General features: G+C 37.4%; 14 protein-coding genes. 13 read left to right on the plus strand and 1 reads right to left on the minus strand.

All coding sequences use genetic code 11. The features are described 5' to 3' along the window. The first annotated feature begins 192 nt into the window (after positions 1-192). From gatC to IGL49_RS02355, 7 genes are all read left to right on the plus strand, one after another. Complete coding sequence (gene gatC, locus IGL49_RS02325) at positions 193-498, plus strand: Asp-tRNA(Asn)/Glu-tRNA(Gln) amidotransferase subunit GatC (protein ID WP_002355569.1); 306 nt, start codon at positions 193-195, stop codon at positions 496-498. Further along, positions 498-1,967, plus strand: a complete 1,470-nt coding sequence (gatA, locus tag IGL49_RS02330) for an Asp-tRNA(Asn)/Glu-tRNA(Gln) amidotransferase subunit GatA (RefSeq protein WP_104853962.1) — start codon at positions 498-500, stop codon at positions 1,965-1,967. The genes gatC and gatA overlap by 1 nt, the downstream gene beginning before the upstream one ends. Then, positions 1,967-3,397 carry an Asp-tRNA(Asn)/Glu-tRNA(Gln) amidotransferase subunit GatB gene (gene gatB / locus IGL49_RS02335; RefSeq protein ID WP_002358703.1) on the plus strand — a complete coding sequence of 477 codons (1,431 nt, stop codon included), beginning with the start codon at positions 1,967-1,969 and terminating at the stop codon, positions 3,395-3,397. The genes gatA and gatB overlap by 1 nt, the downstream gene beginning before the upstream one ends. Positions 3,398-3,415: 18 nt before the next feature. Next, the gene (locus tag IGL49_RS02340) at positions 3,416-4,504 is read left to right on the plus strand and encodes a diacylglycerol kinase (RefSeq protein ID WP_104853963.1); all 1,089 of its coding nucleotides are present in this window, start codon (positions 3,416-3,418) and stop codon (positions 4,502-4,504) included. Positions 4,505-4,703: 199 nt separating this feature from the next. Further along, entirely contained in the window at positions 4,704-6,077 is a 1,374-nt protein-coding gene (gene rlmD, locus IGL49_RS02345; protein WP_104853964.1) for a 23S rRNA (uracil(1939)-C(5))-methyltransferase RlmD, read from the plus strand. Beyond that, a complete protein-coding gene (locus IGL49_RS02350) occupies positions 6,078-6,206 on the plus strand; it encodes a hypothetical protein (protein WP_002355577.1) in 129 nt (42 codons plus the stop codon). It begins immediately after the preceding gene. Between the two features lie 139 nt (positions 6,207-6,345). Beyond that, positions 6,346-6,663 (plus strand): thioredoxin family protein, encoded by a 318-nt coding sequence (locus tag IGL49_RS02355; RefSeq protein ID WP_104853965.1) that lies wholly within the window; start codon positions 6,346-6,348, stop codon positions 6,661-6,663. Positions 6,664-6,705: 42 nt separating this feature from the next. On the opposite strand, the gene IGL49_RS02360 is transcribed toward IGL49_RS02355, so the two are convergent. Next, positions 6,706-7,551 (minus strand): helix-turn-helix domain-containing protein, encoded by an 846-nt coding sequence (locus IGL49_RS02360; protein ID WP_104853974.1) that lies wholly within the window; start codon positions 7,549-7,551, stop codon positions 6,706-6,708. A gap of 398 nt (positions 7,552-7,949) precedes the next feature. Here IGL49_RS02360 and ptcA point away from each other — a divergent pair, with 398 nt between their 5' ends. The 6 genes from ptcA (at position 7,950) to pnuC (ending at position 15,481) form a co-directional block, all read left to right on the plus strand. Next, positions 7,950-8,969, plus strand: a complete 1,020-nt coding sequence (gene ptcA / locus IGL49_RS02365) for a putrescine carbamoyltransferase (RefSeq protein ID WP_104853966.1) — start codon at positions 7,950-7,952, stop codon at positions 8,967-8,969. Between the two features lie 66 nt (positions 8,970-9,035). Beyond that, on the plus strand, positions 9,036-10,412 hold the full coding sequence (locus IGL49_RS02370) for an APC family permease (RefSeq protein ID WP_104853967.1): 1,377 nt from the start codon (positions 9,036-9,038) through the stop codon (positions 10,410-10,412). After that, a complete protein-coding gene (gene aguA / locus IGL49_RS02375) occupies positions 10,405-11,502 on the plus strand; it encodes an agmatine deiminase (RefSeq protein WP_002364800.1) in 1,098 nt (365 codons plus the stop codon). The genes IGL49_RS02370 and aguA overlap by 8 nt, the downstream gene beginning before the upstream one ends. A gap of 11 nt (positions 11,503-11,513) precedes the next feature. Next, positions 11,514-12,443: a carbamate kinase gene (gene arcC, locus IGL49_RS02380; RefSeq protein WP_104853968.1), complete on the plus strand. Its 930-nt coding sequence runs from the start codon at positions 11,514-11,516 to the stop codon at positions 12,441-12,443. Positions 12,444-12,638: 195 nt separating this feature from the next. Continuing rightward, a complete protein-coding gene (locus IGL49_RS02385; protein ID WP_104853969.1) occupies positions 12,639-14,225 on the plus strand; it encodes an amidase family protein in 1,587 nt (528 codons plus the stop codon). A 557-nt stretch (positions 14,226-14,782) separates the two neighbouring features. After that, positions 14,783-15,481 carry a nicotinamide riboside transporter PnuC gene (pnuC, locus tag IGL49_RS02390; RefSeq protein ID WP_002355593.1) on the plus strand — a complete coding sequence of 233 codons (699 nt, stop codon included), beginning with the start codon at positions 14,783-14,785 and terminating at the stop codon, positions 15,479-15,481. Positions 15,482-15,485 lie beyond the last annotated feature (4 nt).

Below are 15,485 nucleotides of genomic sequence, written 5' to 3' on the forward strand. Positions count from 1 at the left end.
AATAACATATTTCCGTCATTTTTGCGAGCGACAAATTATCAATGAAATTCAAGGTTTCATCTAAAATATCCGACCATTTTATGGTAGAATGGGAACAGAGTGAACAGCTGTGCTAAGCTGTTTAAAGAAATACAATCCAATTGATTAATCTGAAAATGAAAATTTCAGTAAATGATAGAAAGAAGGGTATCTATGGCAATTACAGAAGAACAAGTCAAACATGTCGCTAAATTATCAAAATTATCTTTCTCCGAAGAAGAATTAGCGGACTTTACCAATCAACTAGATAAAATTATTGATATGGTGGAATTATTAGAAGAAGTAGATACAACAGGGGTTCCTTTTACTTCAAACGTGAATGAATCAATCAATGTCATGCGTGAAGACGTAGCGACACCAGGAATGGATCGTAAAGAATTAATGCGGAATGTTCCTGAATCAGAAAATGGTTACATTAAAGTGCCTGCAATTATGGATAACGGGGAGGCAGGAGCCTAATGGAAAAATTATACGACAAATCGTTAACAGAGTTACATGATTTATTGGTTTCAAAAGAAATCACCGCAGTTGACTTAACCAAAGAAACATTAAATCGTATTCAAGATACAGAAGAACAACTAGGTTCTTTTATCACAGTGAGTGAAGAAAAAGCCATGGAACTAGCAAAAGCGATTGACTTAAAAGGCATTACGGAAAGTAATCCCTTAGCCGGAATTCCAATCGGGATTAAAGACAACATTGTCACAAAAGATATTTTAACAACAGCTGGCTCAAAAATGTTACACAATTTTGACCCAATTTATGATGCGACCGTGATGGATAAAGTCTATCAAGCAGATATGATTCCAGTCGGGAAATTGAACATGGACGAATTTGCCATGGGCGGTAGTACGGAAACGTCTTACTTTAAGAAAACCAAAAATGCTTGGGATCAAACCAAAGTCCCTGGTGGTTCTTCTGGTGGTTCAGCTTCTGCTGTCGCAGCCGGACAAGTCCCAGTTTCTCTAGGAACTGATACAGGTGGTAGTATTCGGCAACCAGCCGCATTCAATGGTATTGTGGGCTTGAAACCAACCTATGGACGTGTCTCTCGTTTTGGTTTGATTGCTTTTGCTTCAAGTTTAGATCAAATTGGTCCGTTGACACGTAATGTCAAAGACAATGCGCTAGCGTTAAATGCAATCAGTGGATACGATGAAAAAGATGGTACTTCTGCGGGCGTTTCTGTTCCTGATTTCACAGAAGGCTTAACAGGTGAGATTAAAGGGATGAAAATTGCTTTACCAAAAGAATACTTAGGTGAAGGAGTACACCCAGATGTTCGCGAAGCGGTATTAAAAGCTGCAGAAACATTCAAAGCTTTAGGCGCAACAGTGGAAGAAGTTAGCTTACCACATTCTAAATATGGGATTGCCGCTTACTATATTATTGCCTCTTCAGAAGCAAGTTCAAACTTACAACGCTTTGATGGCATTCGTTATGGTTACCGTTCCGAAAATGTCCAAAATCTAGAAGATGTCTATGTTAATTCGCGTTCCGAAGGCTTTGGTACTGAAGTCAAACGTCGGATTATGTTAGGAACATTCTCGTTAAGTGCCGGTTATTATGATGCACACTTTAAAAAGGCTGGCCAAGTTCGTACGCTTATCAAACAAGATTTTGATAACGTCTTTGCGGATTATGACTTAATTATTGGTCCTTCAACGCCAACCGTTGCTTTTGGTTTGGGTGAAAATATCAATGACCCAATCACAATGTATATGTATGATATTTTAACTGTTCCTGTCAACTTAGCTGGGTTACCAGGTATGTCAATTCCAGCAGGCTTCTCAGAAGGCTTGCCAGTTGGTTTACAAATTATTGGAAAACATTTTGACGAACATACAATGTATAAAGCAGCCTATGCTTTTGAACAAGCGACAGATTTCCATACGAAAAAACCAGTCATTTTAGGGGGGAACGATTAATGAACTTTGAAACTGTCATTGGATTAGAAGTCCACGTAGAATTAAAAACCAACTCTAAAATTTTCTCCTCTGCGCCAGCACATTTCGGAGCAGAACCAAACAGCAACACAAATGTGGTTGACTGGAGTTACCCAGGTGTTTTACCGGTCATGAATAAAGGTGCTTTAGAATTTGGCATGAAAGCAGCACTTGCGTTGAACTGTGAAATTTCAAAAGAAACACATTTTGACCGTAAAAACTATTTCTACCCAGATAATCCCAAAGCGTACCAAATTTCTCAATTTGATCAACCAATCGGACATGATGGTTGGATTGAAATTGAAGTGGAAGGGAAAAAGAAAAAAATTCGCATTGAACGCGTGCATTTAGAAGAAGATGCTGGGAAAAATATTCACGGCACAGATGGCTATTCTTATGTAGATTTGAATCGTCAAGGCACGCCTTTAATTGAAATCGTTTCTGAAGCAGACATGCGTTCACCAGAAGAAGCTTATGCTTATTTAGAAGCGTTGCGTTCAATTATCCAATTTACAGAAGTTTCTGATGTGAAAATGGAAGAAGGTTCTATGCGTTGTGATGCCAATATTTCTTTACGCCCATATGGTCAAGAAGAATTTGGTACCAAAGCCGAATTAAAGAACTTGAACTCCATGAACTTTGTAAAAAAAGGTTTAGCTTATGAAGAAAAACGTCAAGCCAAAGTCCTATTATCTGGTGGCGAAATTCAACAAGAAACACGCCGCTTTGATGAAGCAACTAGTACAACGTTGCTTATGCGTGTTAAAGAAGGCTCAAGTGACTACCGTTACTTCCCAGAGCCAGATGTTCCTCGTTTTTCAATTGATGATGAATGGATTGAAAAAGTTCGTGCTAGTTTGCCAGAAATGCCAGCCTCACGTCGTGCCCGTTATATCAGTGAATTAGGTTTACCTGAATACGATGCAATGGTCTTGACCTTAACGAAAGAAATGTCAGATTTCTTTGAAGCAACTTTAGCAAACGGTGCAGATGCGAAACAAGCATCGAACTGGTTAATGGGTGAAGTTTCTGCTTACTTAAACAGTGAAAAAGTTGAATTAGCCGATACTAAACTAACACCAGAAAATCTAGCGGGTATGATTACTTTGATTAATGATGGCACAATCAGCTCGAAAATTGCGAAGAAAGTGTTCAAAGAGTTAATTGAAAACGGCGGAGATGCTAAAGAAGTTGTCGAAGCAAAAGGCCTTGTTCAATTATCTGATCCAGCGCAATTATTACCAATGATTAACGAAGTATTAGACAACAACCAACAATCAATTGATGACTTTAAAAACGGAAAAGACCGTGCAGTTGGTTTCCTTGTTGGACAAATTATGAAAGCAACTCGTGGACAAGCAAACCCAGGTGTGGTAAACAAGTTATTGCAAGAAGAGCTTTCAAAACGATAAGAAAGTAGCAGGCGAACCATGAAAAAAGCTAGAGTGATTTATAATCCAACGTCAGGAAAAGAGTTAGTTAAAAAGAACTTAGCCGATATTTTGTCTATTTTAGAAGAATGTGGCTATGAAGCCAGTGCATTTGCGACCACACCAGAAGAAAATTCAGCGCGTAATGAAGCGCATCGTGCTGCGCGTGCAGGATTTGATTTACTAGTAGCAGCAGGTGGAGATGGGACCATTAATGAAGTTGTGAATGGGATTGCTCCGTTGAAGCGGCGCCCTAAAATGGCCATTATTCCTGCTGGAACGACGAATGACTATGCACGGGCCTTGAAGATTCCTCGTGATAATATCGTTAAAGCAGCGGAAGTGATTAAAAAAAATCAGACTGTCAAAATGGATATTGGCCAAGCTGGCAAAAATTATTTTATCAATATTGCGGCGGGTGGTCATTTAACAGAACTGACTTATGAAGTTCCGTCAGAGTTGAAAAGTATTTTTGGTTACTTAGCTTATTTAGCCAAAGGAGCCGAGATGTTGCCGCGAGTGAAGCCGATAAAAATGCGTATGACGTATGATGAAGGTGTCTATGAAGGCAACGCATCAATGTTTTTCCTAGGGCTGACTAACTCGGTGGGCGGTTTTGAGCAAATCGTACCAGACGCTAAATTAGATGATGGTAAGTTTTCATTAATTATTGTAAAAACAGCCAATATTTTTGAGATTCTTCATTTAGTTGCGTTAATGTTAAATGGTGGCAAGCATGTTGAAGATCATCGACTAATCTATACAAAAACCAGCTATTTACATGCAGAAACGTTAGAAAAGAACAATAAAATGATGATTAATTTAGATGGTGAATATGGTGGCGATGCTCCAATGACCTTTAAAAATATGCATCAACACATTGAAATTTTTGCAAATGGTGATGCACTACCCTCCAATGCGATTATGGGTTCAGTTTTAACTGGTAGCGATGAGATTGTCGTAGAATCAGAAGACGAAGAGGAAGAAGCATATAGCGAAGCTAGCAAAGAATTTGTCAAAGAAGTTGAACGACTAACAGACGAAGATATTGATGGCGATGGAAAGATTGCTGAAAAAGAAAAGCACTAGGTAGTCCGTGAATAGCTAATGAAAGATTTAGTTGATAAGATCTTTCATTGGCTATTTTTTGACTAAGGGAAAGGGTCTCATTTTTTTATTTACCCAAAAAGCTCAAACGGAATTGCTAAATCGCCATGAAAATTCGTTGTTGCTTTTCTTAGGTATTTTCATTAGAATGAGTGAAGTGTATAAAAAGAAGGAGCGACTTATGAAAAATTATCCAGTAAAGAAAAATGACGTCATTGAAGTAGAAATCATTGACTTGACGCATGAAGGTTTAGGCGTGGCAAAAGTGGACCATTATCCATTGTTTATTGAAAATGCCTTACCAGGTGAAAAACTTGAAATCAAAGTCTTAAAAACAGGTAAAAGTTTTGGCTATGGGAAAGTATTGACTGTCCTAAAAAGCAGTGAACAGCGTGTTCCCGTGAAAGATGAAAATTTTACAAAAGTCGGGATCAGTCCGTTGCAACATTTAGCGTACGGCGCCCAACTATCATTTAAAACGCAACAAGTAGAAAATGTTATGCAACGTGTCGCTAAATTGCCAGAAGTCCCTGTTTTACCAACAATTGGGATGAACGATCCGTGGCATTACCGGAACAAAGCACAAATTCCCGTACGTAAAATTGACAACCAATTACAAACAGGTTTTTTCCGGAAAAATAGTCATGATTTAATTCCGATGGAACATTTCTATATTCAAGACCCAGAAATTGATGCAGCAATTGTTAAAATCCGTGACATTATGCGTAAATATAGCGTAAAACCTTATAACGAATCTGATAATACAGGGAACTTACGGCATATTGTCGTTCGTCGTGGCTATCATACTGGGGAGATGATGGTTGTTCTAATTACGAGAACACCGAAATTATTCCCAATTAGTAAAATCGTGCCAGATATTTTAGAAGCTATTCCGGAAGTAGTCAGCATTGTACAAAATGTTAATCCCAAACGAACCAATGTCATATTTGGCGACGAAACCATCTTATTGCATGGGTCTGAAAAAATTACAGATACTATTTTTGATTTGAAATTTGAAATTTCTGCGCGTTCATTTTATCAAGTAAATCCCCAACAAACTGAAGTGATGTATCAAAAAGTCAAAGAGTATGCGGCTTTAACAGGCAATGAAATTGTGGTGGATGCCTATTGCGGGATTGGGACGATTGGCTTAACTTTAGCCCAAGATGCAAAGCAAGTTTACGGTATTGAAGTAATTGAAGAAGCGGTCAAAGATGCAGAAAATAATGCTAAATTAAACAACATTGAGAATGCCACTTTCACGGCTGGTTTAGCGGAAGAATTATTGCCAAAATTAGTTGAAAATGGCTTGAAACCAGATGTTGTGGTGGTGGATCCACCACGGAAAGGGTTAGATGGTCAATTAGTAAACACATTAATTGAAACGCAACCTGAACGAATTGTTTATGTCAGCTGTAATCCAGCCACACTCGCTCGTGACATTGCATTATTAACAGAAGGCGGTTATGAAGCAAAAGAAATTCAACCAGTGGATAATTTCCCACAAACGACCCACATTGAATCTGTCACGTTATTAACAAAGGCGGTGGATTAAATGAATGAAAAAGAAAAAATGTTAGAATTAATTAAAAAGAAACAAGGTGGTGGCCGTTCTAAAAAAATGGAAACCCCAAAAAATGATCGTAAAAACATGCGCAAAGGGCCTAAAATTTTTAATAAATAAACGGTTATCAGTAAAAAGTTGTCTTCCATTAATGAAATGGGTGGCAACTTTTTTGTTAAAGTATTCTTAGCTAAACAAATAAGTTGTTCTTTTGCTAGTAAATCTGTTATTTTAGACAAAAGACAAGGAGGGCTATTCAGTGGAATATGTAACAACATTAGAAGAATTAGAAGAAAAAATTACAGACAATCGTCTACAAGCCGTCTTTTTGACAGCAAAAAATTGTAGTGTTTGTACAGTTGATAAACCGATTGTCGAAAAAATTGCAACAAAATATGAATTTCCTACATACATCGCAGAAGTTGATAAAAGTCCAGAAATAATTGGACAATTAAATGCTTTTTCTGCACCGACGATTATCTTATACTATGAAGGAAAAGAAATTCATCGCCAAGCTAAAATTATTAACTTTCAAGAAATTGAAAAGAGAGTTCGACAAGTACAAGAAAATAGATAATCAAAAAGGAAGCCACCGATCACGGAGAGGCTTCCTTTTTGATTATCTCGCTAAATGTTCTGTTTGTTGTTGAGAAAAAAGTTGATAACTGACAAAAACTTCTGCTCTTTTGTTTACTTCTAATTTAACGAAAATATTGTGGATATGTGTTTTTACTGTCCCGATTGATAGGAATAGTTCGTTGGCTATATCTTGATTTGTTTTGCACTCTAAAAGTAACGAAAGTACTTCTCGTTCTCGTTGCGTTAATTGATAGGCATCACAAAAAGGCGCCAAAAGTACGGGTTCATCTGATTGATTTTCTTCCAATTTAGCAGCGTCTTTTTCAAGCACCGAAAGAGGAAAATCACGATTACAGAAGTAGATAATGGCGATGGAGAGAATGATCGTATAAATATCTTCAGAGACGTTTCGGTTGTTAATTTTAAAGACAATATCAGAATATTGGTCAATGTTAAAAATAACGAAGGTATCTTCCAAAAGAATTGCCACACCGAAACCAATGCTTAGCCAACCAATAAAACGAAGATATTTTTTTGCAAGGGCTGATAGAGGATCTGTTCGTAATTGATAGAGGGCATAGCATCCAAGGTAAATTAAAAATAATTGATTGGGTAAATAGTACAACCAAACTTTTAAGGCGGAATTTTGTGAAAATGGAATAGCTAACATCCATAAGCCAATTAAAAATAACCAGACAAATTGATAATTTTTGAAACGGCAACCACTAATGGTCTTGATAATGGCCAGGTAGGCAAAATTACAACAAATAAAAATGATAGTCTTTAAAAAAGGTGCGGTCATAAAGGTCTGATTATATTCGGTTGCAAACGAATTAATGAACTCAGTCATATAAACAATCACATTGTCACAAATAAAAATAACCATTAAAAAGAGAAGCAATAAAAAAATCGGTTGTTTATTTCTCAAGTAAAGATTTAAGGTGAAGGTTGAAGTAAACGAATATAAAATAATCAACAAGATGTTATAAATAAAAACAAATGTCACGATTGGAAACCCCTTTCATCTTTTGTTTTAAGTAAATGATTTTTCAAAATAATTATACCATTTTCAAATCTATGATTGGTCAGAAATTAGAGAGAAATCCGCCTAAACTTTTATAAACCCCTGGTGTACCAACGGTTTATAACCATAAATAAACTTTTTTTAATGAAAAATCACGCCAAAAAAGAAAGCGTTTTCTAACTTTTGGCGGATAGTAAACTCTTCGCTAAACTTGGTAAAGTCGATGTGTAAACAAAAACAACTTTTAGGAGGAACACATCATGAAAAGAGATTACGTTACAACAGAAACATATACGAAAGAGGAAATGCACTACTTAGTCGATTTATCATTAAAAATTAAAGAAGCGATTAAAAATGGGTATTATCCGCAACTGTTAAAAAACAAATCTTTAGGAATGATTTTCCAACAATCATCAACTAGAACACGAGTATCTTTTGAAACTGCAATGGAACAATTAGGTGGACATGGCGAATATTTAGCACCTGGTCAAATTCAATTAGGGGGACATGAAACGATTGAAGATACCAGCCGTGTATTGTCACGTTTAGTAGATATTTTGATGGCTCGTGTGGAACGTCACCATAGTATTGTTGATTTAGCTAATTGTGCTACCATCCCAGTCATTAATGGTATGTCTGATTACAATCATCCAACCCAAGAATTAGGTGATTTGTGTACCATGGTTGAGCATTTACCAGAAGGCAAAAAATTAGAAGATTGTAAAGTTGTCTTTGTCGGGGATGCGACACAAGTTTGTTTTTCTTTAGGATTAATCACAACAAAAATGGGCATGAATTTTGTTCACTTCGGTCCAGAAGGTTTCCAATTAAATGAAGAGCATCAAGCGAAATTAGCAAAAAATTGTGAAGTTTCAGGCGGTAGCTTTTTGGTCACAGATGATGCAAGTTCTGTTGAAGGCGCTGATTTCTTGTACACGGATGTTTGGTATGGCTTGTACGAAGCGGAATTATCTGAAGAAGAACGTATGAAGGTTTTCTATCCAAAATATCAAGTGAATCAAGAAATGATGGATCGGGCAGGTGCCAATTGTAAATTCATGCACTGTTTACCAGCGACACGTGGGGAAGAAGTAACTGATGAAGTAATTGACGGTAAAAATTCTATTTGTTTCGATGAAGCAGAAAACCGTTTAACATCTATTCGTGGCTTATTAGTATATCTTATGAATGATTATGAAGCAAAAAATCCTTATGATTTAATCAAGCAAGCAGAAGCGAAAAAAGAACTAGAAGTTTTCTTAGATACTCGAAGCATTTAACGGTCAACTGTCCACTGATTTAAAAATTGAATCAGTGGACAGTTTATAAAGAGAGGAAGAGTCTTCATGGAGGGGAAAAAGAAATTTAGTTTAACGAGTGCCATTTTATCAGTCATCTGTGTGGTTTTCGTTGCTGAAGCAGCGGCGCCTGTTGCTGCAATTGGTAATTCTCAGTTTTTTTGGTGGATTTTCTTATTAATTGCATTCCTATTGCCATATGGGTTAATTTCATCAGAATTAGGAACAACTTATATTGGTGAAGGAGGCATCTATGATTGGGTGACCAAAGCATATGGTCATCGTTGGGGTGCCAGAGTTTCTTGGTATTATTGGATTAATTATCCATTGTGGCTAGCTTCGTTAGCCGTTATGACGCCAGAACTATTAACGACAATTACAGGTATTAAGTTTTCAACACCGATGATGATTATTATTGAATTAATTTTTACTTGGATTGTGGTTTGGATTAGTTTTTATCCAGTTAGCGACAGTATCTGGATTCTAAATGGAGCTGCGGTAATCAAGATGGTTTTAGCGGTCTTAATTGGTGGGTTAGGATTGTATGTAGCCTTGACGAAAGGTGTGGCCAATGAATTTACCTTGAAATCGATGCTGCCAACGTTTGACTTAAGGAGTTTATCTTTTATTTCTGTAATCATTTTTAATTTGTTAGGGTTTGAAGTAATCTGTACATTTGCAGATGATATGGAAAATCCTAAGAAGCAAATTCCACAAGCTATTATAGCAGCGGGGTTAGTCATTGCTGCCATTTATATTTTTTCAGCCTTTGGAATTGGGGTAGCGATTCCCACCGATCAAATTAGTACCGGCAGTGGTATGATGGATAGTTTTAAACTATTAACAGGTTCGACAGAAGGTTGGTTCATTATGTTGATGGCTTTCCTCTTCCTTCTTACGTTGTTCGGCAACATGATTTCTTGGTCATTAGGAGTCAATAATACAGCTTGTTATGCTGCTGAAAATGGTGACATGCCTAAATTTTTTGAAAAACGTAGTAAGAAAAATGACATGCCAATTGGAGCAGCTTTGATGAATGGCATTGTGGCATCGATTGTCATTGTACTGGCACCAATTTTACCTAATCAAGATTTATTCTGGGCCTTTTTCTCCTTGAATGTCGTCCTATTCTTGTTATCGTATATCCCAGTTTTCCCAGCTTTTTATAAGCTTAGAAAAATTGATCCCGATACACCACGTCCGTTTAAAGTTAACGGAAAACCAGGATTTTTAAAAGTTTTAGTGGTTTTACCAATGATTATGATTATTATTTCACTGATTTTCACAGCAGTGCCTTTAGATTTTAGTCCCGCAGCATTAAATGAAAAATTACCAATCACAATTGGGGCAATCATTTTTATTCTGTTTGGTGAAGTAATTATTTACGTGAAAAAAATTAAGAAGGGAACGAAAGAAAATGGCTAAACGAATTGTAGGAAGTACCCCTAAACAAGATGGCTTTAGAATGCCAGGAGAATTTGAACCACAAGAGAAAGTTTGGATGATTTGGCCAGAAAGACCGGATAATTGGCGTGATGGTGGTAAACCTGTCCAAGAAGCTTTTACTAATGTGGCCAAAGCAATTAGTCAGTTTACACCGATGAATGTGGTGGTTTCTCAACAACAATTTCAAAATTGCCGGCGCCAATTGCCGCCAGAAATTACGGTTTACGAAATGTCAAACAATGATGCCTGGGTCCGTGATTGTGGACCATCATTTGTCATTAACGATCATGGAGAAATCCGTGGTGTGGATTGGACATTCAATGCTTGGGGGGGATTAGTAGATGGTTTATATTTCCCTTGGGACCAGGACGATTTGGTTGCACAAAAAATTTGTGAAATTGAGCATGTAGATTCTTATCGTACAGATGATTTTGTTTTAGAAGGCGGTTCATTCCACGTAGATGGTCAAGGAACAGTCTTGACTACAGAAATGTGCTTATTAAGTGAAGGTCGAAATCCACAACTTTCAAAAGAAGCAATCGAACAAAAATTATGCGACTATTTAAATGTTGAAAAAGTTCTTTGGCTAGGTGATGGAATTGACCCAGAAGAAACCAATGGTCACGTGGATGATGTAGCTTGTTTTATTGCACCTGGTGAAGTGGCTTGTATTTATACCGAAGATCAAAATAGCCCATTTTATGAAGCGGCACAAGATGCGTATCAACGTTTGCTCAAAATGACTGACGCTAAAGGACGCCAATTAAAAGTCCACAAATTATGCTGCCCTGTCAAAAATGTGACCATTAAAGGCTCCTTCAAAATTGATTTCGTGGAAGGAACCATGCCACGAGAAGACGGCGATATTTGTATCGCATCCTATATGAACTTTTTAATTACAAATGATGGCGTGATTGTGCCACAGTATGGTGATGAAAATGATCGTTTGGCTTTAGAGCAAGTTCAAACAATGTTCCCAGATAAAAAAATTGTCGGCGTTAATACGGTAGAAGTTGTTTATGGGGGCGGCAATATTCACTGTATCACACAACAAGAACCAAAGCGCTAGGAGGGAAACAAATGTCAAAAATAGTGATTGCATTAGGTGGAAATGCGCTAGGAAATTCTTCTAAAGAACAATTGGCAAAAGCACAAACAGCTGCAAAATCCATTGTTGATTTAATTGAACAAGGCCATCAAGTGGTGATTGCTCATGGCAACGGGCCACAAGTTGGCAAAATTCGCTTAGCTTTTGAGGAAACGAGTCAATCTCCAGAAGATGTCGTGCCGTTTCCTGAATGCACAGCAATGAGCCAAGGCTATATTGGCTATCATTTACAACAAGCAATTGATGAAGAACTAGTAGCCAGAAATTTAGGGGAACAACCAGTTGTTACGTTAATTACACAAGTCGTGGTAGATCCAAAAGACCCAGCGTTTACAAAACCAACAAAACCGATTGGTGGTTATTATGACGAAGAAACAGCCAAACAGTTGATGGCGGAAACGGGAAATGTCTATCAAGAAGATGCGGGTCGAGGCTGGCGACGGGTAGTTCCTTCACCAAAACCAGTCGATATTTACGAAAAAGTTAGCTTGCGAGCACTTGTTGAAGCAGGGCAAATCGTAATTGCTTGTGGTGGTGGCGGGGTTCCTATTGCCTATGATGGTCCAGTCTATCATGGTGTCGATGCAGTCATTGATAAAGACTTTGCCGCAGCTAAAATGGCTGAACTCATTGAAGCGGATATTTTTGTGGTATTAACTGCAGTGGAACATGTTTTTGTTAACTTTGGTCAAACAAATCAACAAGCATTGACCGATGTTACGGTTACGGCAATGCAACAATATGTCGAAGAAAATCAATTTGCACCAGGCAGTATGCTACCTAAGGTGGAAGCGGCCATCAGTTTTGCAGAAAGTAAACCAAATCGCCAGGCGATTATCGGGCTTTTAGAATTAGCTTCGGAAGCAATCAAAGGGGAAAGTGGCACACGAATTACACAATAAATTCTCAGTATTTAACTTTCACAAAAGGCTAAATAAACGTATTTAGCGAACTATCTTAATCGTTAGAGAGTAGGGCATCGGTCATTTTGACGGATGTCCTACTCTCTATTTTATCTTTTTAACGAACAAAACTGTTAGTTGTCATGCAAAAATAAACATAGTAAGATAATCTTTAAATGGTATAGGAGGATAAAAATGTCTAAATTTTTTAAAGTAATTGGAATAATTGCTGTTTTGTTAGTCATAATAGGCGCTGCAGCTTATTGGTTTATACTCAAAAAGTTCACTCCTGAGGCAGAAACCCCAGCGATGTACAATCAAGAGAGAATCGTTAAAACGATTGAAGACCAGTTAAAAGAAACGGATGTACAAAAAGCTCGTACCAAAGCACCGTTGATTATTGAAAAAAATATCACTGAATTACAGCAAGCGATTGCCAACGGAGCATTGACCTATGAAGAACTTACGACGTTTTATTTGGACCGTATTTTACAGTTCGATCAAATAGATAATGGGATGAATAGTATCTCTGAAATCAATCCGCAAGCAATTAAGGAAGCAAAGGCATTTGACCAGCAAGCCTCTCAAACACCGAAGAAGCCTTTGTATGGTATTCCTGTGACTTTGAAAGAAAATATAAATACGACCAACATGATTTCGAGTGCAGGAGCTTATGCCTTACGCTCATTCACGCCTAAGGAAGATGCGGAAGTAGTTAAGAAGTTAACAGAGGCGCAAGCTTTGATTTTAGGAAAAGTAAACTTATCTGAACTAGCGAATTATATGTCAATGAAAGCACCAAGTGGCTATAGTTCCAAACATGGACAAACACTTAATCCTTATGGGCCGCTCAAAATAACACCTTCAGGTTCAAGTTCTGGGAGTGCGGCTAGTGTGACGATGAATATCGGCGCCTTCTCTTTAGGCACTGAGACGATGGGATCGATTGTTTCCCCCGCTTCTCATCAATCAGTGGTTGGTTTTAAACCGACCCACAGTTCAGTAAGTGGTGAAGGTGTTTTGCCATTGGCACCGTCCTTAGATACAGTTGGCCCGATTGCCCGAAGTGTCGTTGATGCTGCGCAAGGCTATAATACGTTTAAGAAAGACACGGTTCCGAGCATTGATTCTACGAAATTTGCTAAGAATAACTTACAAGGTCAACGAATTGGGTTGCTAGAAATGCCAAGTGCTGAAGAAGAATTTGCGACTGCTAAAAAGGCCCTCCAAAAAGCTGGAGCAGAAGTGATTCCGATAACGCCAGACATGGAAGGTATTGACGGCGGGGAAGTTATTTCCAATGAATTTAAGTTTGCATTGGAAGAATTTGCGAAACGTTATGATTTGCCATTTAAAACACTGGAGGAACTAATTGCGTATAATCAACAAGATAAAAAGGTTCGTGCCAAGTATGGGCAAGATTTATTAGAAGCAGATGTTAAAAAGAAACAACCAGATAAAGAAGTCATTCAAGCAACCATTAAAAAAGCACAGCAAACGTTTGATGCGTTGCTAAAAAAACAACAATTAGACGGATATGCTTTTATTGATTCTGAAGGTACGGGCTTAAGTGCCGTGGCAGGATATCCTGAATTGACTGTTCCTTTGGCAGCGAACAGCGAAGGACAACCTTATGGGCTTACTTTTACACAAACTGCTAATAAAGAGCAAACGTTATTTGAGCAAGCTTACAGCTTTGAACAAAGTACAAAAGGACGGATAGTGCTTTCAGACAAAGAGCTGTTGGCAAACAGTAAAAAAATAGATAGAGATGAGCAGTAAAGGGAAACTAGGGATGGCGAAACATCCGTCTCAAACCTAATAAAAATAATCGACCTACAAATGAAAGAAAATTGTTTGTAGGTCGATTATTTAGGTGAATCGTCTTTTTTTTGCTTTTTTAGGCTAAAGTTTTCATATAATAAGTGGCCAGATTCGAGAAATAAGTCTATCAATTTTTAAGCATTTTAATAAAAAGAGTGAACGATGACTGTGTTTGAAGCATAAATATTTGCGGTTGCTTTCGCAACATTAAACTTAGTCCCTAGTATCGGAGCGCTACCGTCTTAAAGAGTTCTGTTGAAGGAGCAATTATATGAAAACAAATTTATGAATACGTAAAATATTAAAACAAGATGAAAAGAATATTGTGGCAATTGAGGATATGAGAAAGCTGTTAATGTAACTATATGTAGTGTTATTTTGTTTTTTTAATCAATATATAGTATTAAAATCTTCTTTTTCTTCCAAAATCTGATTGACTTGTTTTTTAAAACGGAGTACTCTTATTGAGACGTCAACAGATAAAAGTTTGGTTTTAGGAAGGTCGGAAATTTGTCGTGAATAAGAATTTTTTGGTGAATGATTTTAAAGGTTGGGAAACGAGAAGTTACTTGTTTTTAGCTTTGATGGTGGGGGTACAGTTGATTGCGTTTGCTATCAATCCATCGAATTGGATTACGTTAGTAGGTGGTTTAGCCGGCATCATTTGTGTGAATTTAATTGCCCAAGGAAAAGTCAGCAATTACATTTTTGGGTTAATCAGTGCAGTGATTATTGGTTATTTTGGGTTAGTGACACGGGTATATGCGGAAGTTCTTTTACAAAGCTTCTATATTATTATGGACATTACAGGGCTTTATGCTTGGCTTCGGGCTAGCGAAGATGGCTCAGGTCAAGTAACCGAAGTAAAAGTTTTAAAAGGTATTCAGTGGTTGTATGCCTTTTTCACGTGGTTGCTCATTGGCGTAGCTGCATATATTTTGTTAGGTTTTGTAAATGATGCGCAACAAACCTTAGATGCAATCACGTTCAGTGTTTCAGCGACAGGGATGTTATTGATGATTAAACGTTATCAATCGCAATTCGTGTTTTGGTTACTAGGAAATATTTTTTCAATTTTGTTATGGTTCCGAGCAGGGACGCACGCTGGTGGTGATTATGCGATATTTGTTATGTATTGTATGTATACTTTTAACTCAATTTTTGGTATGTTTAATTGGTTGAAGATAAAAAATAAAATGGAAAAAAATAGGTAGGGAG

Origin of the sequence: Enterococcus sp. DIV1337a, from assembly GCF_051712285.1 — a bacterium.
Classification (GTDB): domain Bacteria; phylum Bacillota; class Bacilli; order Lactobacillales; family Enterococcaceae; genus Enterococcus; species Enterococcus faecalis.